A 23973-nucleotide genomic window follows, 5' to 3' on the forward strand; every position below is an offset into this window, starting at 1 on the left:
TTATCCATATATATTAACCTCTCTTTCTACGTTTAAAAAGAGGGCGATTATTCACCCTCTGTACCTGAATTTGTTATATCTTCTACTTTCTTATTGACAATATCTAGTCCTTTGATTAGGAATGTTGGTACATTAGCTCCCATAGCAACTACGTTTTCCAAGATACTGCGTAACTCATTAATCAAATATGTAGCCAACGTGAAATAACCAAACAGTACCACGAAGCCTAAATCAATTCCCACCATGTTTCCCATATCCTGAAATACAATGGAAACAAAAAAGGCAATGCAAATCACCACCCAATACCAAACTTTCTTGAAGATTCCTTTTGCTCCGACTGCTGAACTTTCATTCTTCAAATAGTATTTTGCTTTGATAAAGCCGGTAGTATAATCTATGATATTGGCTACTAAAAATCCAAGGAATAGAAACCAGTATCTCCCTAATAGTGCAGCTCCAACCGTTGCAATTGTGCCATAAATTAAATTTGTCGTGTTATGCAATTCTGTTAATTTTGTCATAGTCCTTTACCTCTTTTCTTTTATTTGTTTTCTTCTATAGCTGATTCCGGTTCTATAATAGCCTTTACTTCCTTGTACCAACGCACCGGCACTTGTTTAAGTGTATATTTACCATTATTAATCATGTATACATAGAGTGCTACCATTATTCACCACCTCCTAGTGCAGATGCCAATTCTACAACAGCTTCGGAAGTGACACTATTAGCGACTTCCATAGCTGCAAGCCTAGTAATTATGCTATCAAGGGTATTTTCCACGTGATTGATTAGATAGTATGTAACCTGGCACTTATCACTTATCTCTTCTACAAGATATTTATTCGCGTACTCTTTGTTTTCTACTATGCTATAAACACCTTCTCCCTGCTTATACTTAACTAACTTTAAAGCATTGACCGTAAGCAAATCTTTTACACTGAGAGCCTCGTCCAATGTGCCGCATATCACAGTAAAGCTACTATCATTTGCATTTGTTAAAATATCATATTCTTTTTCTACTTCATTTAAAATTAATTTAAACATAATTATTACCTCCATTCTAAGCAATTCTCTTCCACATGTAACAAGTAATAAAAGGCTGTAAGTTATTAACAGCAGATCCGTTACCGCTACTTCCAGTTGTTCCATTGATTGTTAAATTATTCATGTTAACACTTGTACTTGCTGTGACGGTATGATTGTGCCCTCCACCCCAATCAGTTGTCCCACCTACCGTATGACTATGGCTTGCATTTAAATATATATTATCAATTGTGTTTGGTATTACAGGTGACTTCACTCCTCTTAAGGCATTAGATGCACCTCCTGAAAAAACCCCTCCCGTCCCAATGCCATCGTTCATGTCGATTGCAAAATTATTGGCGTTACCTTGAATATCTGCCCAACCCACGCTAAGCGATCCAGAGTTATGGTAGTGATTATCTGCGGCTCCAATGTTAACACTTGTACTTGCTGAACCGCTTGGCTTACCTGTCCAAGAATAGCTGTGTGTATGAGCTGGCATATTTTTTACTTGTAGGATTGTAGTCTCACTTCCGCCAATCTTTTGGGAATCAATATAGCTGCTATTATTAGTATCGACCCCGATTAAAGTTCGTCCCTGCGCAAATCGCTCCCATGTTCCTCCTATAAATTCAGCTGGAGATACATTGTTAATGCTTAAATAAATTGATCCTATGGGATAAATCTTATCAAGCAGTGTAGCTATATTTACACTTGCTACTCCATCTGAAATTTGTAGACCCAAGCCGATTTTAATGTGCCCTAAGGTTGTTTCTGTCGCTACTTGATTAATATGTTCACTTATTACTGTAATTGCTTTTTTAAGTTTTCCCCACATATTACTGTTTGTATCTGTAATATCAATTTGAGTCAATTCATCAGGTTCAGTTATTTCTGCTATTTTTTGTGCATTAACATGAATATCTGTATCACTCAAATGTTCCTCAATAATCTGAGCATTATCATTAAAATCTTCTACGTTGTAAAAATCTTCACTGGCCGGCTTTTTTAGCCCATGTTCTGTGATCTCCACTTTAGTCCCTCCTATTCTTCAAATGGTTCATCTCTTAATTGTTGATGTGTGAATCCACCAAGGTACCCATGAGTGTATGGATGCAACAACCCGTGTGTATTATACTTAAGTGTAACATCCAAAAACAAATTCAACGGAACCACCCTTTCACATAACCTCGCTACTTCAGATTCCATTTTTTTTGTTGTAAGTGCTACCCTAACACTCAATATGAATTCATCCTCATTTAATTTAATCTCATATCCATCCTTGCCACATAAAGCCCTAATTTGATTGTTCAAAGTTCTATATGTAAAAGGTAAATCTTCAATTAGTCTGCATTGTATTCGAAAGTTTCTAAGCAGAAGAGTGTCTGTATCGAGGGGATTAATTTCTAAGATACGTTCCCATCTTGTTGCACCTATCTCAGTTTCGTCTGTCACGAACGCCTCTCTTAACAAATTTTTTAGGGCATCCCACACCCTCTCTATTTCTTCTTGCTCTACATTCATTATTTGTTCCATTTCACCGTACGTCTGCATAAAAAGAGGTAAGTACTTAATAAGCTTTCTATCCACTTATCTCCCCCCTAACTGGTATTGCATCAACGCTTAGAATAACATTGCTTGCTACCCCATTTAGCTTTGTATCAGCAATATCCTGCACACCATCAACATTCAAAATGGCTGACTCTATTTGACTTATTCTAGCTACAAGATTTGAGCTTGTTTCCCAGGCTTTTGCCAATGAAAGAAAGTAATTATCCACTACAGATTCGATTTGTGTTTTTATATCTACAAAAGCAATACCTGCATCATATGTTATTGTACTTACTATATTAATCACAGTGCCTGTCACAGATTGTATATGTGCTACGTGGCCAATCGGAGCAAGTCCATATCCCTCCATGTCCTGTGTTGGGTCAATAACTTGCTGTACTGTATTTACCAATTCTTTTGTAGGGACAGAATAATCCGATGCTATTATGACACATTTTACATGTCCCCCTACAAGCTCGCCCGACTCGTTTGTAGCTCTGTAGCACTTGCACCCACCAACACCTGCAATTGCCTTTATTTTTTCTGTATAGTCGGCTCTATTACCTCCGAATGCAGTCGCATTAAACGCATCTCTCCAGCGTTTCCTAAATACTTCTGTGCCCTCTTCCTCCTCACCAGGTATTAGTAATCCGGTTAATTCACACCGTGTAAGTCCTGAAATGTAGTTAATCGGTATCATTGTGCCAAAGTGTTTATTTCCCTCTACACCTGCCTTTTCGCATTGAACTTTGTATGTATGCAAAGAATCGTCAATTAATTCTGTAACTGCATAATTTAAGGTATCTAGGCTAAATCTTGTACCAATGTCAACAGCAATGTTAAATTCACCTTTTAAGATTGCATATGTGGCTTTGTTAGGCTCTAAACCTCTTGTGTCTTTTGCAATCTTTATGAGATATTCCCGATCAGCAGTGTCTCCAAACATTTGTTTAAACATCCATTCGAGTTGAATATATATCATGGCAGCTTCTGCACTGTTCGGAGCTAATGCATCATAAATAATTGAACCCTCTCGTTTGTCATACTTTGAGTCAACTTTACTTAGCTTTTCATCTAAGAGCGATTCATAATCTTTATCTTCAAACATTAGTATTCAACCTCTCTTTCCATAGCTAAAGTACCGAACTGGGTATCGACATTAAAAGTTACAGTTACAACATTCTTCTTTGGAGTAGCAAATTCAAAATTATATACATCTATGATTCTATCATCTTGCATGAGAGCATCTATAATTCTACGCTCCAACTCTGGAATCACATAGGAGGTCGGTTGTCCAATTAATTCCTCCAACTCTATCCCGTAGTCTTGCGAGTAAATTATATAATTGTATCGTTCGGTACATAAAATTTTGTAAATAGCCTGCTTCACAGCTTCTAGATTGTCACAATAGTCATTAATTCGCTCTGTTTCAAGATTCATTTCATAAGTGTATGACGGTTCGCTCGTTTCTTCTAAATCTTCTAGTATATCATCATCTAAATTTAAAACTGGAATCATTCCATCACCGCCTAACTCTTTACCCTATCAATAACTAAGTACATTTGACCGCCTTGTTGCTTTAACAAGATTACCTTGTCATTTGACTTTAAAGCATTTAATACTTTTACTTTCTTTTTTCCTGTTATTTTATGCTCGTGTGCCGCTGTACAGGTTTCACTTTCCGTACTCCAATCAATTTCAATTTCTGCCTCATAGTTAATTACATTCTTTGTCAGCACAAGAAACTCTTTTGAGAGTAGTAATTTTTGTTCTACTTGAATTTGTAAAGGACTTACACTTGTAACCGTCCCATATAAAAAAGTAGCCGGCTCACTTTCATTTACAGCGGCCATTGCTACTTGTTTGATTGCTTTATTCATATCTGCCATTATGCTATAAACTCACCTCCTATCAATGTTAAATCCATGGTGTGAAGATTGTTGCCAAATTTATGAGTTACTTTTTCGCACAACATAAAATTGTTAACTGATATATCACCTAATTTAAGAGAAATAATAAGAGATGTACCGGCCCTCACTCGCACATCTCCCCATGCATCCTTAATCGTTAATTTCCTGCTCTTTTTATCATAGTAAGAAAGCAACTGGTTTACCTTTTCTGCTCCGTTTTCCCCCTCTTGGAGAGTATCAAAATATTGCAAAATCCCCCATTGGTTCATATTATTGCTGTCTTGTGCAATATAAACTTCTCTTTTTCCAGTAGTTTTATTATCATAAGTAAGTTTTATTTTATTGTAAGTCTGCTCGTCTATACTGCTCTGATAATCAAAGTTTTGTCCTGTTTCGGAATCAATTACCATAGGTACTTTCATATCTGAAACATTGGAAAGAGTAATAGACCCATAACTATCATATAAACAATACAAGGAATTTGTATTAACCATAGTTAAATCTAATGCATTCTGCACAATATCAAATAGGGTCTTATTGCTCTCTATCCTTTGGGGTATTACATAGCCCGTGTCAGATACATTCCCTACTTTTAAGCCAAAGTCCTCACAAATCATCTGTATTAAACTACTTGCTGTTAGCCCTGTATACACATAAGTATCTTTGTTCTTAAAATATCTCAACTGGTCGTAGCAGGTGTAAGTAATACGCTGCTCTTTATCCCTGTTCTTAGTAAAAATGTAACCGTAAAATACTCCTGTGCCATTGATTTTAAGTGTGACAGCCTGTCCTTCATACATAGGATAGCCACTATCTTTCAATACTTTAAACACTAGTTTTGCAGGAATTCCTTTCCGCTCACTTGTAAGCTCAATATTTTCCTCTGTACATGGCTCATAAATCGCATCTGATGTATAAGTTAATAATTGTATTTTCAATGCATCACCCTCTTTACTCCGTCTTGGGAATCGTTAATACTGTCCCAACAACTAAATCCTCGGGATTTTTAAGCTTATCTTCGTTCGCATGCCAAATTGGACTATACTTTAATCCGTCATTATAATAATACTTTGCCAAGCTCCATATCGTATCATTTGCAGCTACTTTATGTGTAGTTGGCAGGCTTTCAGAGGGACTGCTTACGTTTGCCCTGCTACCGCTTTTTTTTACCGATATAGTGCCATCTGAATTAGTAACAAGCTTTACTTTTTTGACTCCGTACTTTACATACTGCTTAAGCTTTACACTTGCAATAACGTCAAAACCCTCTTTTACATCCTCTTTTATCGTGTAATCTTCAAGCGTTACAAGCATACTGGTGGAAAATAGCTTTTTGCCGGACGGCAATTCTCTATATACCGTCCATGTAAAAGGCTTTTTTTGTTTCTTGAATCTTTCTAGCTTTTCAAGATGAAAGTAAGCACTCTTAAATCCCCCTGGACCATGTGGCACAAATGGATATTTTATGTTAGGAATCAGCAAATCAAATTCAATGTCTGTCAGTCCGGTAGGCTTAATGACATTAACTTCGCCATTATTTATGAGATTTACAGTTTTATTATTTCCATTAATTTTCATTGCGATTTTTTCAGGTATAACAGGAATCCACCATTTATTAAAATACATACTGTACATAGCCTATCCCTCCATACTGGCTGATGCTGTTTGAATGATTACATCACCCAAATAATCTCCAATTCCGTCCAAGTCAGCCATATTATTAACCGTGTTACTTACACCGCCCATATCGACCGTCAGAGATTGGAATACCGTTCTATCAATAATTTCTCTTTCCGCTATATCCCTAAGATACTTTAAATCCTCATCCGTAATTTCTAAGGAGTCCGCTATCTTATCTGTACTTTCTGCCCCGCTTGCAGTGTTGGTGTCTATGTTTCCTAATGAATCTAGTATGCTTCCTTGCGTTCCGGCTGCAGCGTCGCTCGAAAACATTCCTGATACTTTATCGTCAATTCCCTTTCCAAACTGATAACCTGTATCCCAAGCATCACCATAGCCAATTCTTGAATTAATTGTTGGTGCATCTCGATTGATTGTGATAGCACTTTCGTTCTTTCCCCATGCAAGAACGCTATTTTGCAAGGATGATAGTCCAGAAGTCCAATCAGTTCCGAATATTGCATCTATGATTTTTGTTACTACCTTACCTAAGGACAAAAACCATGATATTATTTGTCCTATTAAGTTAGCAACTGCATCTCCAAAACTATTAAATCCCCCATTTGCAGCATTTAATACCCACTCTATAATACTAATAAACGGCTCAACGAAACTAGACCATAAAAATTGAATAATAGCATTAAGAACCCCAACTACAGTATTCCATATAAATGCACCTAAGACTGCAAAAGCTCCTATAATTACACCAGTTGCGCTATAACTTGTACCTGCAAAATGGTTAATGGCGGCAACAACTAAATAAATTACAGCTATAACTGCAATTATTAATAAGATAATCCATGTGAGCGGACATGCTAATAATGCTGCATTTAATCCGACTTGGGCTGCTGTTTGTGCAAACGTAGCTCCTGTAGCTAACATAATTTTTGCAGCATATACACTATCTCTTAATGCTGCAATAGCAGTCAACGTGTTTTTAATTCCAAGCACGACATTGTGCGCAATTATAATTCCAGTATAAAATATCATTGCAGTAGCTACACCGTAAATAACTGGACTTATCATATCCCAGTTATCATATAAAAACGAACCTACTGTAACTAAAACATCAAATACTCCTGACGCAACGCTTGCTAATGCATATAAGCTATTAACTATACCATTAGAAAAACTTTGTAATTTATCGCTATTGGCAATTTCATTGACTTTTGTAAGTATCGGTTGAAAAGCTACGAGTGCTTGGTTTTTAATACTTGTTGCAACTTGTGACCATGTCATGGGCATAGTTTCAAATGCTTCATTTATTTCACTAGATGCACCGAATAACGCCGCTTTAATTACGTCTGCTGTAAGTTTTCCATCTGATGCCCAATCTTTCATGGATCCTTGTGCGCCTTTTACATTTATCATGTAGTCTTCAATAGATTTTGCTAACAATGGTGAATTTTCTATAATGCTTCTATATTCATCACCTTGTAGCTTTCCTGCTGCCATTGCTTGTGTTAATTGGTACATTGCAGATGCTTGTTCAGTTGCTGACGAGCCACCAACAACAAAACCCTTGTTCATTAATTCTGCAAACTCTATAATTTCATCATTACTTGAAAACGCCTTACTAGCTAATAATCCTAATTTTGATATGGTACTTGCCATGTCTGTATAGGCTGCACGAGAATCCTGTGCCGATTGAAAAATCTTTTGTTGTAGTTCGGCGGTAGTTTGTAAATCATCATTCATTAAATCAAGTCTCGCTGTCGTTTGTGTCATTGTGTCAGATATTGCAGCAAGTCCTTTAATTCCTTGCAAAGATGCATAAGCTCCTACTAATCCTATTGCTTTACCTACAAGTCCACTCATTGCCGAGTTTCCTCTTGTAACTTCATTATTAAACTGTTGTTGTCTATTTCTTGCTTCCGCAATTTCATCTGCAACTTGACCAGCTGTAATATCTACATCATTTAGTGCACTTCTAGCAGCTTGTATAGATGCCGTATTTACCCCTTGACCTGCGGCTTCCTGCATTTCTATAAAACTACTTAAGCAAACATTGATAGATTGTGTCATAGTTCTAAATGCCGCTGATAGACCGTCATTTACATTTACACTAGTGTGTATTCCTGCCATTTTATCACCTCGCTTGTCGCACTAAAAAACCACCTACATTAATGTAAGTGGCCTATTTCTATAATATTATTGTTTGCATATTATCTTTTTGATTTTCGTACAGTGTAACAAATTCCTTGCTCTTTGGTGTATAGGTTACATCAAATCCAATATATTTCACTTCATTATTATCATCTATATATGTAAATATTAGATACGAAGTCAAATTTTTCTCTGTTTTTGTTTTAACTCTTCCACCTATTAATGCACCTACCGCCCCGAATAAAACTGCTCCTGCAACTGCGCCACCCGCGCTGCTAACGTAATTTTTAGCTATTTCAACGCTAGTTTTAATTGATATATCTTGAATTTTATTAAACGGTAAGACAAAATTAACATTGTTTCCATCAATTTCAATTCTATCATCGCAATAATACAATTGGCACGTTGTAGTTTCTGGCAATGGCAAGCCTGCTGTAAGTCCAACTGATATAAATGATTTGGGTGATAAATTTTTAATTTTTTCTTCAATATCTTTTCTAAGCTTTGGTTTAAATAATCCCATTTATATTTCTCCCTAATTTGTTTTTCTTTATCATACAACATAAGGTAAATTATGGCAATTACTTCTTTCCAGCTTTCCTTGCCTTTGCTTGCTCTTTTTTATCTGTCTCTATTTTTATATCAATAGCTGCAATAATAAAAGCTTTTTCATATCTATCCATTTCAGCAAATTGTGAAGGAAGTATTTTGAATTTATGGAGGCAATAGTAAGCAAAATTCGCTTCGCTATCACCCCCATTAATTAGTTTTTTGCTTCATCCACTAACTGTGAATCCGTTTTGTTGTAGCCCGAGATTTCAAGAATCTTTTGGCAATAAGCTTGATATTCTCCGTCATTATCAAGCATTTCCACAATCAGTTCTTCGGCACTCATAACACCATAGCTGTCTTGCAGCTCTTTATCATTCAGATTAGGAAATACCGTACATTTTGCCGCAATCATACGATTGAATTTTGCATTGTCAACATCAACCTTTTTCCCTTTCTGATTAATTGAAGTACACTCATTACGAATATAATCCGCTTCTTTTGTTTTTAACGAACGAATTTCCCACATTAGGGAATTCCCTTTTTCATCCTCAAAACTTTCACTTGCTGCAATCTGAATATTATTTCTTTCTATTTTACTTTGTTTCATAAATGAATTAAAGTTACTCATATACTCCTCCTTATTGCATTCCACTTAAGACAGCGAATGCTTTTGCAATGTCAAACCTTTCGGCTGTGAAGTCGATATCCTGCTCTAACCAGTCACCATCCGCATCCATACCGGCTATGACTGTACCGTCAATATTACATCCGTTAATTGTAACACTTCGGACACCCGCCGCACTGGTTGGATCCTCATTTGTAAGAACCATATCAAAATATACATCTTCTCCGGTTTCTTGGTACTGATAAATCATATTTGTAAAAATATCCGTATTATGATAAATAGTAGCTGACCCGGTAATTTTGCCCCCATTGGTTTTGTTGCCCGCGGTTGTCCTGCCCAGTATAGGTACTTCACTTTTTGATTTCTCATATTTAACTTCAATGTTTTTTAACTGCATAAGCAGATAACGGTTATCCCCGATAGTTACATAGCAAGAACCCAACTTTGCGCTTACTGCATCCCTGGCATTCATCGTTGTTTCGCCCGCATGAAACTGTAAATTCATTTTTAACATTCTAACACTCCTTTCTTAGGATGCCATAACAGTCATGTATAGTTTTTCCATTGCTGCAACCGGCTGTACTGCATTGGTAACAACTACAGAACGTTTGTCATTTCCTGCTTTAACTGTAACGTCCGTACTCTCGAATCCCTCAATCGCATTCAGTGTTTCGAGTTCTTTATTGTAGACAACCATATCATTCCAAAAGCTTACTCTTCCTGCTTCATTATTCTGGATTTTGCCTAAATAACGAGTATTGAATAATACCGCAATATCATTCCCAATCTGGTCTAGGATACGTATTACTTGGTTTAAACTGAAATCTGAATTTTTATCCGATACAAAGGTAACGAATGAGTTGATATCCTCTAGTACCCTTACTTCTACGCCTACTTTATGAAAAACAAATTCTCCGGCCAAAATTGCTGCTTCAAGCTCTGATTGTTTGTAATTAACATCAACCGTATATTCACCATCATAAGTGATATTCGTATTTGATTTATTTACTGCGCATCCGGCTTGCGCTCCTACAGTCCAGTAAACAATGTTTTGCTCTGGCATTCCCGCTTCTGTAATCTTATTCTTTACATTAATTACACCCTCATAATCAGCCCCATAATTATAAATTACTGTCTGGAACTTCACACCTGCTTCATCACGCATACGCTTTGTATAAGCCACAAACAAAGCCTTAATTGTATCGGTAGTAGATACGCAACCTAGTGTGTTAAACGAATAACTCTCAAGCTTGTCAAGTGCATCCTGATACTGTGTACCAGTTAGGGTTGCTAAATTAGTACCACCTGACAATGCAATTCCCGCCGTCGCTTCTAATGTGGCTCCCGTCTTAAACATAATGTAATCGTTTGCGACTAATTCATTTGAAACTGAAACCGTCTGTGTGTCAACTTTAGAAGCACCTAAGTAGGTAATTACATCAAACTGATTTTCATCATCTGCATTCGCCTGAATAACGATTTTAATATCATTTCCTCTTGTACCTGAATATTTAGCGGTAGCATATGTATTCGTTGCTTTCTCACCAGAGTTTAAACGATACACATGTAATGTCCTTGCGTGCTTGAATACTTCTCTAATGTTTAATACTTCGTCTGCATCATAGCTGTAGCCTAATATCTTAAGAGAATTCTTCTCAAAATCGCTATTTTCTACAGTAAATACTTCACCGTCCATGCCCCAATTTAATTCCATAGGGATTGCACAAATACCTCGATCAGATAATGTAGCACTTGCTCTTGCTACACTAACAAAGTTAATGTAAGCACCCGGTAATACTTTATTTTGTGTTGTAAATGTTCCGCCACCTAGCATTATTTCACCTTGCCTTTCTTGAAATCTTCAATTTTTTTATCAACTTCCGCCGATGTATAAGTCTTGGAATCTAAAAGAAGTACATTCACCAAATCTTTCAAGTGAACATACTTTTTTGAATTTAGTATTTGTTCTTTTGTAAATGTATTTGCTGCCTTTTCAGCAGCTTCTTTTTTTGATGCCATCTATTCATCCTCCTTTAGTGATACATCCGAATTAATATCGTTCATATTGATTCGCTCTTGCTGCTTTATCACAAACATATTGAAATCTACAAAGAAATGCAATATGCCATCTTGTATCTCTGCACTCATATTAATGCCCCTGACTAAATCACCGTCAATACTTATATACTCAAGTACATCAAACAGCTTTTCTGTCACTTCCATGCACTCACATGTGCACTCCTTTTCATTGTTAGGAAAATAAATAATATCGAAAGGTTGAAAGCGCTCATACCGTTTTCCTAATCTTTGTTCCTGTGACGGATTGAGCGAGGTGATTTTAAAACAGGGAGTGTTCAGGTCTTGCTCTATATCATCAATATGTATTGCGTATGCTTCTTTGAATACCTCGTGTAGAGCTTTGGAAATACCTACAATTGTCTTTTTAAGCATTAATTAAACACTCCTTTCAGATAGCTCATTAATTTCTTTTGAATAACTGCAGGTGCCTGCCTTTCCAGTTCCTTTTCTGACATGGTCATCATAAACCGGCCATTCACCCATCCTTTCCCGCCGCGCTTTCGGTGTCCGTATTCAACATATGACGCATACTCAACCGGATTAGTAATTTCTACGACATAATAACCACCGTAATGATGCACTTTTAATGTGTTAACATATTCTGATGCACCATTGGTTTTTAGTCCTTCCGAACCACCACCGGATTTCTGCGTAGTCCAACCACGCCTTAATGTTCCGCCTTTTACCCCTGCCGGACAATCCTCTGATTTTCTAACCGGAGTACGCTTTATCACTTTTGCAATTAACCTGGCTGCAAGCTCTTTCGCTACAACCGTGCAGAATTCATCCACCCGCCCCTCTGATAATGATTCTATTTTATCCCTGAACTTTTTTAATTCTGTAAAATCACAAGAACCCCAATCAGCCATTGCGTAACCCCCTATGCATACTTCGCGAATAATTCTAATACTATTTCTTGATGCGTGGTAAACTTTCCGCTTTCTCCGCTTCGTTGATATAATTTAGTCGCATTGTTTTGTGTAACTTCAATCTTTGAGCCGGGTTTAATATTGATTTCAGGAGCAATAAACAGCTTAGGGGTCTGCGTAACAGTTGCAGCACCGCCCTGCATATCTGTAGCCTTTAGAGACGTAAAAGACAGCTTGCAAGGCTGATTCTCTAACACAAGTACTTCCTGTTTCTTCGTAATATGTATATCAGCATCCGTTACATTCTGTCTTTCATAAACATTGCATGTGCCTTTATAAAACTTTTCTATCGCTTTTCTTGACTGCTCCATAGCTTTTCCAATTACATCCATTCTATCCTCCTGTACCGGTTCAATTGCTTTTTATAATCTTTTAAAAGACTATCTTTAAATTCATTAGTCGTACTCAAAAAGCTTGTTGAGGTATCTCCCGTCGTAATAGATGAAACCGTACCAAGGGGAGTACTTTCGTCCCCCGGTGACTCGTTTCTATATAGGTCAATAGCCATGCGGTAAGCAGTGTTAAATAGCCCCTCCGGAAGTTCATCCATATTGCAGTAATTCAATATCATTTCTTTTACATTATCAATAATAAATTGCAGAGGAACGTCTTTTGTTTTATCGTCTATATCTAGTCCTAGTAGCCGTTTCAATTTGCTTAAATCCATACTACCAACTCCTAACTATTAGGAGCCTTTTTCTTAGGCTCTTTTACCTCTTTTTCTGTGTTAGAAGCCTTTTTCTTAGGCTCCTGTAATTCTTCCAATTTCGCTTCACGCCTCATTCTCTGGAATGCTGTAGCACTCATAAAATCACCCTTTCTTACAGCTTGTGTATGAATTTAACCATACGAATCGCTTTATCTTCATACACCTTAGACCAGTTTGTACCTGTTGCTAATTCTACATTAGTAGGGGAAGAACCTGCCGCTGTTCCAATCCATTTTACCCCTCTTGGATGCAAGATATAATGTTTACGGTTGATTAAGATATCATCACCTGCAAGGCTATCTCTGTCTGTTTCCGTAGGAACTGGCGCTGCCCCGTTACCTAGACCAATTGCACCTTGTCCGAATAAATAAGTGGTGTATACTCCATTTGCAATCGGGCATGAATCGTCAATAATAACTCTCTTTTCCATGAATAATGAGATAGGCTTATTATTTGAATCTAATTCAGTTTGAATTAAATTGTTTTTACGTAACTGCGTTTCTGTAGCGGAGTGCATAATAACACCAGTCAGTTTATCTTTAGCGTCTCCCATCTTCTGTAATGCATCCAGAAATGTCTCACCATCTATCTTAGCCGCGTCACCCGCTGCTGCTGAAATATCAGACACTTTATTGGTCATATTGCTTGCTGCAAATGCACCATCTAATAATTTAATAGTAGTTGCTTGCATTCGCCTAGCCCAATACTCCGCAACCAAGTCACCTATAGCTGCCATTGGGTCTGAACCGGACAAAGCTTTTGCTAAATCATTTGTACTCCATGCTCTACCGCGCATCAATAGAGCCGCGCCATCCCGTCCAGCGGTAATTTTACCCGGGATTAACGCTCCATCATCAGATAACACTTCATCGTCTCCGCCTAAATCTTCCCAATATGGCATATTGATTGTAGAACCACCAGAAGAAGCCAATCGATCTAATTCTGGATTATTTGATATTATCCCACTGTTATATAACGCTGATAACTGCATTGTTCTTTGGATAACGTAGGGGTTAAATACCTCGGGTACAATTATGTCACTAATTTTTGTTTTTGCCATTTAAAACACCTTTACCTTTCTTAAATAACGATTCCTGCCGCACTTGCCAACTCTTTTGCTTGTGCCGGATTCTCTTTCATTAATTTTCCTTGTTCTGTTAGATTGAAACTATCCTTTTCAAAAGGATTTTTGCCATTGTAATCTCCACCACCTGCCGGATTATATGGCGGCTTATCTGCTTTGAATAGATGCGCCAATGTCTTATCATCCTTATACCGCTTAATAGAGTCCTCAACTCCTACTGGACTCCCGTCTTTGTCATAATTAAATTTTTCAACCCCACCATGCTTGTAAATTAAATAGTCAGGATCATTAACCCCCGCCTCTCTTAGCTTATCTTTTAAGCTATACTCTTTCTTAATAGTTTCATTCTCTAACTTCAAATTGTTAATAGTTGTTTCATTCTCTTTAATCGTGTTTTGAGGTGCATCATTGCCCTTGTTGTCTTTTTTGAGAGTCTCAATTGTTCCATTTAAAGTAGTAATCTGAATCTCGAGATTCTTCTTTTCACTCTCTAATGTCGCATACTTATCTTTACTCACATATTCACCATTTGCAAGATTACCAATTTTTATTTGTTTATCTTTGTTTTCCGGCTTTGCATTATGAGTATTGATAGCAGTTTCAATGACTGAGTAATTCTCTCCTAAAAGTTCTTTTAAAAATTCCATGGTGCTCCTTTCAATCGCTGTGTTTTTAAACGTGGTGTCACCACTGCGATACATGAGTTTATATCTCGTCATGCTAGAGTTAATTTAGTTTAAACGTCATTTCGGACACAAAAATAAGACCTTACCCTGGTCTTATAGGGAGATAGCTGGATTACCTTCCTTTTTTATTCTTCGCATTTAATTTCTCTAAAAGCTTGCAATATTTTGGGAAACTGAATTGCTATCCAATCCACCATTTCCTCATTCTTACTCCAAGGCCCATTAGGGCTTTGCGCGCTGTCCTTTAACCCTGATTCATTTAAAAATGCGTGGACTATTTCATGCCGTAAACAACTTTTAAAGTAAGTATCCTTTTCTTTATCATCATGAAATTTAAAATTTTGGTCATCGTCCAAATCGCCAATAACAATAAGTGGCTTGTCACTGCAACAATACGCCGCCCACGAATTGTTTTTTAAAGTGACATCGTTATCAAACTTATGTATTTCTATCTTATACTCTGTTCCAAGAACATCTACTTTCATATCCACCTCCATTTTTATTTATTTAATCCGCTATATATTTGTCATACCACTCATTATAGTTCATATCTGCATCAATATAATATGTCTTACCATCTGCTTTTCTTGCTATTCTCTTACCGTAGTTGTCATCAAAATACGGTACCGTTGTAGTCCTGCACCATACATGATACGGCGGGGCGGTTGAACCTGCGACATAATCTTTCATTTCATACACTTTGCCGTCCAATGTCCGGCATATATCTGACGTATGACTGTCTAACGTAGCTACTATTTCATATTTCTCAACGTCTAATTCATTAAAGGAATCTTTTTGTGCTACACTGGAAAAATAAGCCTGCTCGGTCATTACAAGCCGTCCTGCTTGTGTTTTTGAAACATTCATGCGTTTAGCAATATTACTAATTGTTTTATCAGGTGTTCTGCCTAGCATAATGCTTTGTGTAAGTTCTGTATGTATCTCATTGAGTAGCTTTGACTTACTCCCCCATATGCGTTCGGAAAAATTCTTACCGTCAACCGCCCAAGGCTTAGATATGATAGTGGTTAACTGCTTATCATTAACTACCGCTACGTCCCAAGCTATCTTAAATCCTTTCTGTACCTCATATGCTGTATGGTAATATCTCGACAAGTATACTTCTTTCATTTCCTTATCGATTTGGTCTAATTGATTACCATATAGTTTTTCAATTTCTTGCTGTAGTTGCAGCTCTAAAGCTTCTAATCGTGTAATATGATACTTAGCCGAAGCGTTCTCTAACTGCTTCATCCACACTTCACTGATAGCATTTTCCTTGCCATATTTAATATACTCTTTTACATTCCATTTAAGCTCTTTTAGCTCTTCTGAATTAAGAAATTTTCTTGTCTCGACTAAAAAAATGTTATTGTTATCCGCAAATCTTTGATACCATACTGCTATTTTAGCTTCAATTTCCTGCTGAGCTTTATAGTATTGATTTTCCAGTACGTTTACTAATTCTAAACTGTTTCTATGAGCTGCCTCTTCTAGCTGTAAATAACGATTTTTCCAGTATTCATTATTCTGTGGCATTATTATCACCTACAGTAAATTGATTGAATGCGTCTTTATACTGATTTTCCTTTTTTTGTTTTTCCTCCTCTTCTTCTTGCAGATATTTCAATTCTTTATCCGCGTCCTCAACAAGCGGATGATTCTTTAGGATTGTACGTGTTGATACTATGCCTACACTATCCTTACAAATTTGAGCCTGCTCCGTATCGCTCTTAATACTAGTGCGGGTCCATGTTTGGATAATAGTTTTGCATTCTATATTGTAAAATTCACAAATAGCTCTAATAAGTTCAGCAAATCCTAATTTAAACTCTGTTTCCATCAACCCTGCTTTCATTTCAAGCAATGAGTACATAAATTTAAGAGCTTCTCCCGACTGATTACCAAAGTTTTCGGGCTGTGGGTCAAATCCCTGTCCTTGCTCAAATATAGCTTTTCTTGTAACGTCCAAGACGGTCTTACGCGCTTCTAAAGGTATTTCTATGCTTAACGTACTTACTCCCGGATTATTACTTTCGTCACCATCTACCTTGATAGTCTTATACTTCTTAAGCTCTTGCAGGAATCCATTAAGTGATTCGCCTCCATATCCTGATAACACAAATATAAGTTCTTGAATATCGTCTAGGTCATTTATGAAACCACTATATACCTTGTCGTACACATCGATAAGACGTTTAATATTATCTAGATCACCAGTACCAATATTATTATTTCTGAAAGGTATAAAAGGTACTCTGTTGAATCCATGTTGGTAATTCGCAAATTCTTCTCCGCTTTCCGCATTAATAAACATATTGTAAATCGCTAATCCCTCATCTAATGTATCAGATGCCTTTCTCCTATAAGCCTGACACTCATTATCTGTCCAGTACTCATAAATAGTATATTTATCACCTGTATCCTCATCTATATCACTATATACCCGAAATACACCTTGTAACTTCTTTTTTAGATTTTTGGACCATACCGGAATGATTTGTTTGCTATCAACTACCGCCCATTCAAAACCGTCGTCAGACTTCCAATAATGAATCCATGCGGTAGAAGCATTCGCGGCATTAACACATAACTCCATGCAGTTTTTTGCGTACTCATCACCAAGAATCTCCGTTATTCTCTTATTATTAGCACTATTGCCAATATCGAATAGTGGCGGTGCCGTGAAAGTATAGGAAGTTTTCTGATTAACAATAAGACCGTGAAAATTGCGAGGGATTCTATTATCTGCATTTCTAAGTGGATTCCCCTCTTCATCTTCTTTTCTTTTTTGGTTTAATACATCTGTTTCATTGCGATAATATCTCTCTGCTGTCATTGCTTTTGTAACAAATGATGCATGTCCCATTTCATGCTTTTTAATTAGCTTCTTAATTACTTCTAATTCCATTTTCTCACCTGCTTTATTTTAATATTGATATTCCATTCTTCTTGCGAATTATTGTATAGCAAAAATATCTAACTGCATCCATTGCATGATCATGTTGTTTCACTGGCTTATCCTCTCCTCGTTCAGTTGCCTTTGCATCCCAGATATAAGAATTAAATTCTTTTATTGTGTTAATGCACTGCTCAGAAAATGCAATTTTTTCTTGATTCAGGAGCGTTGCTACATACCGGATACCGTCAAGCACATCATTATTTGCTTTTTTTATCTGGTACCCTCGTTTTCTAAGTTCAGCTATGAAAGAGGCTGCACTTGGGTCAATTACAATTGCTTTGGGCTTTATGATTTCCAAAAAAACTTTCAGATCGTCAGCATACTCACTATCTGTTTTCTGGCTATCTTCATCGCGGCCAGAATAATAATACTCTTTAATACATATCCATTTTCCGTCTGTGCTTTTACTCCATAAAAGAAAAACGGTTGCATTCTGTGTTCCATAATCGACACTGACATAATAAGTATCTTTTAATAAATCTGATAGGCTTTGTACCGTGTGTTTGGCCTTATCAAACATATCATAAATAATTCCCTCAGCTACTACCCACAATCCTTGAATATATCGCTGAAAGAATACCCCTGAATACATTGATCGATATCTGGCCTTTATCTTTTCGGATAGACTTAGATTATCATCCATTGTGAAATGTAAGTATAATAAATTCTTTTCTACCTGCTTATCAATCCAGTTTGTTTTAAACCAATGATATGGTCCATCAGGGTTACAATTGAACCAATACTTTGAATCATCTACGGAACAGCGCCCTGTTGCCTGATTTACAAATGATTCCGGCATAAGTGCAACTTCATCAAAAAAACAGCCTGCAAGAGTGATACCTTGTATCAAATCTTGTGACCGTTCATCTTTACCACCAAATATATAAAAAAGATTTGTCTTATTGCCTTTTGTTATAACAACCAAATTATCGGCTCTGTGATCGGTAACACCATAACCTCTTGACCGCAGCATTAGTTTCAGCCAAAATAAAACGTTTCTTCGAAAGGATCCTATCGTCTTACCACACATTCCAAAGTTTTGCCCGTCAAATGTTTCCATAGCCCACATAACATAAGACAATGACATGGATAAGGTCTTTCCTGACCGTATTGCTCCATCTGCTATAACACCATCTCTATCCTTTACAGGAGAGTTTGGAAGCCACCAGGTTAATACTTTCAGTTGCTTGTTTGAAAATGGTTTGAATTTGAAGATTGCCCGCCTTATTCCTCCTGCCATACTACATCAACCTTTCCTGATAAAGCTTCAAGAAATCCATCATCCTCTATCTGGTCATTCTCATCCGTGTAAGCTTTGGCTTTGAGTAAGGCAATTCTTGCCTTTTGTTCTTCTGTAGCATCCTCCCAATTTTTATGCAGCATTTCATCATATTGTTTTATCATGGACCTTAGTTCACCCATGGCTCTTGACTGCGCTTTTAGAAAGGTTGCATGTTTATCCCATGCCTGCTGCACTTCCCACTTTTCACTACTTCCTGTATCGCTGTAACCCTCTCCTATCTTTGTTGTAGTGACGTCTTCCTGGTCTTTTACAAACATAAGCTTTTGCGCCCTTACAATGGCAGTAAACTGTAGCTGAATATTATCCCAGAGGATATCAAGTGGATTTGTTTTTTCAATCGCTTGCATTATCTCGGCGGTTTCCTCTGGCAGCCACTTGGCAAAGAAGCCGTGCTTCTCTGCTCTCTTATTTCCCTCTGGCGTACTTGAGGCATGACCAACGGAATTTTTATTCCCCGGCTGACCACCTTTAGAACGTTTAGAACGTTCCGTACTTGTTGGGAGCGTTCCATTCAACTGCTGTTCCCATTTGTCTTTTGACTTCCAGCCCCTTATTGTTCCGGCTGATAAATTTAGTTGACTTGCAATCTCAACCAAATCGATATTACCCTTATGCTCTTTATAAATTAAAAAAGCGGCTTCCCTATTAGGGTCCCTTGCTCTTGGCATTCACCACCACCTCGTATTCGTTCTGATTTGTTGTATTAAAAAAGGAATCATCAAAAACGATGATTCCTTGATTCCTTGATTTTGTCTATTCTTCTAACTCTTATCTTCGTTCCCGTTACTCCTAGTTCCGTATATAAAGACTGAAACTAATCCAACTAATCCTGATACTCCCAACAAAGAGGATGCTATAGTTCTGCCGTTTAAACCAAGTACTAAACTTACAATCAAAGCAGCTAGCCCAATAATAAATCCAAATATGATACCTAGCTTACTATCATTAACTCCAGATTTTACTATTCGCTTTTCTATTTCCTGTCTATGCAAAGATTGTTGTTCCGCCATCACCAGTATTCTATTTGCAAAAGTAGGATCAATCTTATTGTATTCAGCTAACACTTCTGGAGAAGGTATTGGTCCTATATGCATACTGCTATGTTCATAAGAAACTGCCATCTCAGAATTACTTAATTCTTCTTCATAAGGATATAAACCCTCATCATCCTCTGTTGATTCCGTGGTATTTACTATCTCTGAATTCATCAATAGCCCTCCTAATATCCGTACCAATCGCTTCCCAGTCTGAGTGTATGGCTTCTTCATCTACTTTAGTAGCATTTTTTGTTATTCCATACTTTTTTTTATTTATTGTTGAACCCATATCCAAAACCCTAGCTAATCCCTCTTTAGAATTGGGAACCTTTTCCATATATTGACTTTTATACATACTGACACCTCCTATTACTTGCATGTCAAAATATACCATGTGTATACTATATTTATATCAAATATACTGTAAAAATGCAATGAAAATGTAAATTTAATACAATATTTCGTATTAGTGCTTTAATAATTTTTCAAAAAAGCACCCTACACAATTGTAGAATGCTTTCTAAAAATAATTAAGGAGGATTCTTTAAATCCATTCTTCGCACTTTAACTATAACACGTTATCTATGGCGCAATCTAGTGACACGCTATGACATACTATGCCAACTTACATCATAAAGTGTTTTAATGCAATGCCATGCTTTCTTATCGTATTGCGTGCACTGTAATCCAACTTCTCCGCAACTTCGTCAAACGTTAATAACCTAAGATATTTCAATGTAAGCAGTGACCTCTCGGTGGCATCACTCATGTTTTCAATCTTGTCCGCTATCTCCCCATATCGTATCAAAGCCCGCTCTTTCACGTCAGCTAACTGTCTCTCTTTGCTGTCTAACACTGCCGCGTATGTGGATAGGTCAGTATTGTTGTTTGGGTGCGGCATATCGTCATATGTAACGCTGGGATTCATTTTTGATATCCTAAGTTGATCTATCTCAACCTGCAGAAGTTTTATGTTCTTCAATAGCCCCTGATACGACCTAAGATACTCTTTTTTATTTTCATTCTCTCTTTGTAATTCTTCCTTTGTCAAATTTATTCACCTCTTTTCTTTCTCGGTTTTTTCTTACTTGGTTAATGATTAGATTAGTTTAATTACCTAAGTCCATTTCAAGTTGCCCTGATACTTGTATATCTTCTGGTCGGTTTTCCCATCTAACACCTATATAATCAAGCACTTTTCCCCAGCCATATTTATTTCCTTGTTTATCCTCACAACACTCATACATCCAGTAGTGCCATTCTTTTGGGTTTCGTTCTCTTAGCTGGTCAAATCTATGCGGTCTTTTTTCTAAGTGGATACCGAAGCCACACATACTGCATCCTGTTCTTTGCGCTTTTGTAGTATAAAGAGTTCCATCCTCTTTTCTTTCAATCGTTCCGTAAATTTCTGGTACTGGAACATTTAGATCAAGTGTTAACTGTAATAAGTCCTGTCTATTGAAAATAGCAAATGGTGCTGAACGTACTGTTGATTTACCAAAATAATTACATCCATTTAGTCTTAAGCTCTTTGCTCTACGCCCACCTTCTGATGCCATAAGTCCCAAAAATGGAACACTTTTATTTTGCTTTGCCCAATCGTCACATGGCTTTTCTTTCAAGTAATAACAGCATTTTGACGATACCTTAAAGCAAGGTATTTGATAAGCTGTTCCCTCTTCTTCATTTGAATATCCACCAAACTTTTCAAGCCATTTTTGAGACATTTTCATTCTACTGTTTTTCTGAAATCCACCATATTCACCTGTTTCACCAGTAACAATTGCATGTCTCACTGTTTTATTCTTTTCGGTAGGATTTGCAAGGGTTTCAATCTTGGATGCAATTTCTTTTGACAAAACAGGAAAACCAAACTCATTCAAAACACTTGACTTATTCCAATATGTTCCATCTGCTTTTTGAACAGATTTTAATCTTATTAAACCAAGTTCCCTATGAACTTTTTGAATACTAATATCCTCCAAATATGATACTGATATACCTTGGGCTTCAATTCCTATACTTCTAAGGAAATAGTAAAGGGTGATGCTATCTAATCCACCAACAGACACATGGTAATTAAGTCCTCTCTTCTCGCATTCCTCTACAAACTCTCTTGCTCTGATAGCAGCATATTTTATTTTAAATTCATATGTTTGTTGTTCCTTAACCATAAAATCTGCAATTTTCTTTTTACCGTCAATCCGTTCCATTCTTTCTAAACAATTTTCTTTCATTATTTTGTACTTAGAGTAAAGACGTCTTTATGCGGCCGCAAACCTCTTACTCCTTTCCTTTTTTTGTTAATTACTAATTTAGGTGAGATAGGACTTCTCTGTATGCTCTTACTTGTCCATCCATTCTTGCCTTTTCAATTTCATCTTCACACACTTCATAAACAGATTCTGCTACTCCTAACAATGATTCTACAATTTCTTTAATATTTTCCATATTTTTTCTCCCTATCTATCTTTATATCTTTTGATATAATTTGATACTTTTACTAAATCTCCATCATGTTTCGCGTACGATTGAACTATTTTTTCATAATGCATTTTCTCTGCTTTTGATAGCATATCGCAATATGATGGACAATAATCTTCTGATGTACAAGAATCACAACACTTAGATGCAAATACTTTAAAATTAGGTATTCCTTCGTCCTGTCCTTTTGCTTGTTCTAATGTCAATTTTAGTACCTCACTTTCCTCGTTAAAGTCTACTTTATTTCGCTTTTCCTGCCCATTGCTCTGCCATTGCCTTTGCCTTTGCGATTCCTGGAAATGTTTTGCTACGATTCTTAGCTCTATCTGTTGTAAACATTCCTCTGTGCTTTTCTCCATGTTTATGCGAATATGAACCGCTTGGGCACTGGGTCCGTTCTGGTTCTACTTCATTCGTTGGTATCAGATTAGGTAATCCCTTAAGCCATAATTGTGTACGTTTTGTATACGGATGCCCGAATTGATACGGCTGTATAACCTGTGTTTTTTCTGGCAACTCATATATTCGACTTGGTGTTGGATTCTCTACTCCAATTCTTTCACAATCTGCATTGTAAAACATCATAAAAAATTCTTTTGCTTCTAATCCTTTTTGATACCTCTCTAAATTCAATTGGTGATTCTTCCAAAGATGCCTTGCTCCTGCATTTGTAAGATAAGTGCATGGAGGAAAAGCAACTATCATATCCCACTTTTCTTTCAAAATAGGAATCACGTCTTGTTGTATATGCCACTCTGGATGCCCTCCGCTACATGGCTCTATATCGCAAGAATATGCTTCGTGTCCTAACTTTCTCAATTCTATTGTTACTGCTTGACTTTCTTCACAAGCTACTAATATTTTCATTTTTCTATGTAAGAAAGGGTACCCTTTTATCCGGCCGGAACTGTTCTCCTTTCTATTTTTAATTGTTAATGTTAAAATTAACTAGTTTCTTTAATGATTTCTATAGCGTCTTGATAAGCTGATATAAATGCTTCTGCTGTATCATTTGCAATTTCATCTAATTTATCGCATGACTCTTTTACAATAACTTTCTCTGCACTTGCAATTCTCTCTTGTAATTTTTTAATTATATTTTTCTCCATCATTTTATAATTTTCTACTTGCTGATTTATAGTGTCATGTAAAACATTATTGTTATGCTCTAAGTGCATGATCTGATTTACTAAATCTTCTTTTTTGCTACTAATAAGAGTTGTTCTCTTATGTTCTTTTTCTACCTGCAACAT

General features: G+C 36.7%; 36 protein-coding genes. All 36 read right to left on the bottom strand.

Annotated features, from left to right (window positions below):
- Positions 1-47 precede the first annotated feature (47 nt).
- Entirely contained in the window at positions 48-521 is a 474-nt protein-coding gene (locus tag C8E03_RS20160; RefSeq protein WP_110291958.1) for a phage holin family protein, read from the bottom strand.
- Positions 522-541: 20 nt separating this feature from the next.
- Positions 542-667, bottom strand: a complete 126-nt coding sequence (locus C8E03_RS22645; RefSeq protein WP_278321205.1) for a CD1375 family protein — start codon at positions 665-667, stop codon at positions 542-544.
- Positions 667-1044 carry a hypothetical protein gene (locus tag C8E03_RS20165; protein WP_110291959.1) on the bottom strand — a complete coding sequence of 126 codons (378 nt, stop codon included), beginning with the start codon at positions 1042-1044 and terminating at the stop codon, positions 667-669. Before C8E03_RS20165 ends, C8E03_RS22645 begins: the two co-directional genes overlap by 1 nt.
- Before the next feature lie 16 nt (positions 1045-1060).
- On the bottom strand, positions 1061-2056 hold the full coding sequence (locus tag C8E03_RS20170; protein ID WP_110291960.1) for a phage baseplate protein: 996 nt from the start codon (positions 2054-2056) through the stop codon (positions 1061-1063).
- Positions 2057-2067: 11 nt separating this feature from the next.
- Positions 2068-2613: a putative phage tail protein gene (locus tag C8E03_RS20175; RefSeq protein ID WP_110291961.1), complete on the bottom strand. Its 546-nt coding sequence runs from the start codon at positions 2611-2613 to the stop codon at positions 2068-2070.
- On the bottom strand, positions 2606-3682 hold the full coding sequence (locus tag C8E03_RS20180; RefSeq protein WP_110291962.1) for a baseplate J/gp47 family protein: 1077 nt from the start codon (positions 3680-3682) through the stop codon (positions 2606-2608). Before C8E03_RS20180 ends, C8E03_RS20175 begins: the two co-directional genes overlap by 8 nt.
- A complete protein-coding gene (locus C8E03_RS20185) occupies positions 3682-4092 on the bottom strand; it encodes a DUF2634 domain-containing protein (RefSeq protein ID WP_110291963.1) in 411 nt (136 codons plus the stop codon). The genes C8E03_RS20180 and C8E03_RS20185 overlap by 1 nt, the downstream gene beginning before the upstream one ends.
- 11 nt (positions 4093-4103) lie before the next feature.
- A complete protein-coding gene (locus tag C8E03_RS20190) occupies positions 4104-4463 on the bottom strand; it encodes a DUF2577 domain-containing protein (protein WP_110291964.1) in 360 nt (119 codons plus the stop codon).
- The gene (locus tag C8E03_RS20195; RefSeq protein ID WP_110291965.1) at positions 4463-5422 is read right to left on the bottom strand and encodes an XkdQ/YqbQ family protein; all 960 of its coding nucleotides are present in this window, start codon (positions 5420-5422) and stop codon (positions 4463-4465) included. The genes C8E03_RS20190 and C8E03_RS20195 overlap by 1 nt, the downstream gene beginning before the upstream one ends.
- 13 nt (positions 5423-5435) lie before the next feature.
- Complete coding sequence (locus C8E03_RS20200) at positions 5436-6119, bottom strand: LysM peptidoglycan-binding domain-containing protein (RefSeq protein WP_110291966.1); 684 nt, start codon at positions 6117-6119, stop codon at positions 5436-5438.
- Positions 6120-6122: 3 nt separating this feature from the next.
- Positions 6123-8249 carry a tape measure protein gene (locus tag C8E03_RS20205; RefSeq protein ID WP_110291967.1) on the bottom strand — a complete coding sequence of 709 codons (2127 nt, stop codon included), beginning with the start codon at positions 8247-8249 and terminating at the stop codon, positions 6123-6125.
- A gap of 58 nt (positions 8250-8307) precedes the next feature.
- Entirely contained in the window at positions 8308-8793 is a 486-nt protein-coding gene (locus C8E03_RS20210; protein ID WP_110291968.1) for a hypothetical protein, read from the bottom strand.
- A gap of 240 nt (positions 8794-9033) precedes the next feature.
- The gene (locus C8E03_RS20215; RefSeq protein ID WP_110291969.1) at positions 9034-9450 is read right to left on the bottom strand and encodes a phage tail assembly chaperone; all 417 of its coding nucleotides are present in this window, start codon (positions 9448-9450) and stop codon (positions 9034-9036) included.
- A gap of 10 nt (positions 9451-9460) precedes the next feature.
- Positions 9461-9961, bottom strand: coding sequence for a phage tail tube protein (locus C8E03_RS20220; RefSeq protein WP_242993664.1), 501 nt, complete (start codon positions 9959-9961; stop codon positions 9461-9463).
- A 15-nt stretch (positions 9962-9976) separates the two neighbouring features.
- A complete protein-coding gene (locus C8E03_RS20225) occupies positions 9977-11284 on the bottom strand; it encodes a phage tail sheath family protein (RefSeq protein ID WP_110291970.1) in 1308 nt (435 codons plus the stop codon).
- Positions 11281-11466: a hypothetical protein gene (locus C8E03_RS20230; protein WP_110291971.1), complete on the bottom strand. Its 186-nt coding sequence runs from the start codon at positions 11464-11466 to the stop codon at positions 11281-11283. The genes C8E03_RS20225 and C8E03_RS20230 overlap by 4 nt, the downstream gene beginning before the upstream one ends.
- Positions 11467-11898 (bottom strand): phage tail terminator family protein, encoded by a 432-nt coding sequence (locus tag C8E03_RS20235; protein ID WP_110291972.1) that lies wholly within the window; start codon positions 11896-11898, stop codon positions 11467-11469.
- Complete coding sequence (locus tag C8E03_RS20240; RefSeq protein WP_110291973.1) at positions 11898-12395, bottom strand: HK97 gp10 family phage protein; 498 nt, start codon at positions 12393-12395, stop codon at positions 11898-11900. Before C8E03_RS20240 ends, C8E03_RS20235 begins: the two co-directional genes overlap by 1 nt.
- An 11-nt stretch (positions 12396-12406) precedes the next feature.
- Positions 12407-12787 carry a hypothetical protein gene (locus tag C8E03_RS20245; RefSeq protein ID WP_110291974.1) on the bottom strand — a complete coding sequence of 127 codons (381 nt, stop codon included), beginning with the start codon at positions 12785-12787 and terminating at the stop codon, positions 12407-12409.
- Complete coding sequence (locus C8E03_RS20250) at positions 12778-13122, bottom strand: phage head-tail connector protein (protein WP_110291975.1); 345 nt, start codon at positions 13120-13122, stop codon at positions 12778-12780. Before C8E03_RS20250 ends, C8E03_RS20245 begins: the two co-directional genes overlap by 10 nt.
- Positions 13123-13133: 11 nt before the next feature.
- The gene (locus C8E03_RS22650; RefSeq protein ID WP_278321206.1) at positions 13134-13262 is read right to left on the bottom strand and encodes a hypothetical protein; all 129 of its coding nucleotides are present in this window, start codon (positions 13260-13262) and stop codon (positions 13134-13136) included.
- A 14-nt stretch (positions 13263-13276) separates the two neighbouring features.
- Entirely contained in the window at positions 13277-14224 is a 948-nt protein-coding gene (locus C8E03_RS20255) for a major capsid protein (RefSeq protein WP_110291976.1), read from the bottom strand.
- 20 nt (positions 14225-14244) lie between these two features.
- Positions 14245-14949: a phage scaffolding protein gene (locus C8E03_RS20260; RefSeq protein ID WP_242993666.1), complete on the bottom strand. Its 705-nt coding sequence runs from the start codon at positions 14947-14949 to the stop codon at positions 14245-14247.
- 110 nt (positions 14950-15059) lie between these two features.
- The gene (locus C8E03_RS20265; RefSeq protein WP_242993667.1) at positions 15060-15419 is read right to left on the bottom strand and encodes a hypothetical protein; all 360 of its coding nucleotides are present in this window, start codon (positions 15417-15419) and stop codon (positions 15060-15062) included.
- A gap of 22 nt (positions 15420-15441) precedes the next feature.
- A complete protein-coding gene (locus tag C8E03_RS20270) occupies positions 15442-16473 on the bottom strand; it encodes a minor capsid protein (protein WP_110291979.1) in 1032 nt (343 codons plus the stop codon).
- A complete protein-coding gene (locus tag C8E03_RS20275) occupies positions 16460-17845 on the bottom strand; it encodes a phage portal protein (protein WP_110291980.1) in 1386 nt (461 codons plus the stop codon). The genes C8E03_RS20270 and C8E03_RS20275 overlap by 14 nt, the downstream gene beginning before the upstream one ends.
- A 13-nt stretch (positions 17846-17858) precedes the next feature.
- Positions 17859-19136, bottom strand: coding sequence for a PBSX family phage terminase large subunit (locus C8E03_RS20280; RefSeq protein ID WP_110291981.1), 1278 nt, complete (start codon positions 19134-19136; stop codon positions 17859-17861).
- On the bottom strand, positions 19121-19867 hold the full coding sequence (gene terS, locus C8E03_RS20285) for a phage terminase small subunit (protein ID WP_110291982.1): 747 nt from the start codon (positions 19865-19867) through the stop codon (positions 19121-19123). The genes C8E03_RS20280 and terS overlap by 16 nt, the downstream gene beginning before the upstream one ends.
- A 93-nt stretch (positions 19868-19960) precedes the next feature.
- Complete coding sequence (locus C8E03_RS20290; protein ID WP_170123081.1) at positions 19961-20407, bottom strand: DUF2335 domain-containing protein; 447 nt, start codon at positions 20405-20407, stop codon at positions 19961-19963.
- Positions 20364-20591 (bottom strand): hypothetical protein, encoded by a 228-nt coding sequence (locus C8E03_RS22145; protein WP_170123082.1) that lies wholly within the window; start codon positions 20589-20591, stop codon positions 20364-20366. Before C8E03_RS22145 ends, C8E03_RS20290 begins: the two co-directional genes overlap by 44 nt.
- Positions 20592-20861: 270 nt before the next feature.
- Positions 20862-21287: a hypothetical protein gene (locus tag C8E03_RS20295; RefSeq protein WP_110291984.1), complete on the bottom strand. Its 426-nt coding sequence runs from the start codon at positions 21285-21287 to the stop codon at positions 20862-20864.
- A 58-nt stretch (positions 21288-21345) separates the two neighbouring features.
- On the bottom strand, positions 21346-22473 hold the full coding sequence (locus C8E03_RS20300) for a hypothetical protein (RefSeq protein ID WP_110291985.1): 1128 nt from the start codon (positions 22471-22473) through the stop codon (positions 21346-21348).
- A 73-nt stretch (positions 22474-22546) separates the two neighbouring features.
- Positions 22547-22687 (bottom strand): hypothetical protein, encoded by a 141-nt coding sequence (locus tag C8E03_RS22150; RefSeq protein ID WP_170123083.1) that lies wholly within the window; start codon positions 22685-22687, stop codon positions 22547-22549.
- Positions 22688-22698: 11 nt separating this feature from the next.
- Positions 22699-22926: a hypothetical protein gene (locus C8E03_RS20305; RefSeq protein ID WP_094375899.1), complete on the bottom strand. Its 228-nt coding sequence runs from the start codon at positions 22924-22926 to the stop codon at positions 22699-22701.
- A 34-nt stretch (positions 22927-22960) separates the two neighbouring features.
- Entirely contained in the window at positions 22961-23587 is a 627-nt protein-coding gene (locus tag C8E03_RS20310; protein WP_110291986.1) for a DNA cytosine methyltransferase, read from the bottom strand.
- 77 nt (positions 23588-23664) lie between these two features.
- Positions 23665-23973, bottom strand: coding sequence for a hypothetical protein (locus tag C8E03_RS20315; RefSeq protein WP_110291987.1), 309 nt, complete (start codon positions 23971-23973; stop codon positions 23665-23667).

Origin of the sequence: Lachnotalea glycerini (assembly GCF_003201285.1) — a bacterium.
GTDB classification, from domain to species: Bacteria; Bacillota; Clostridia; order Lachnospirales; family Lachnospiraceae; genus Lachnotalea; species Lachnotalea glycerini.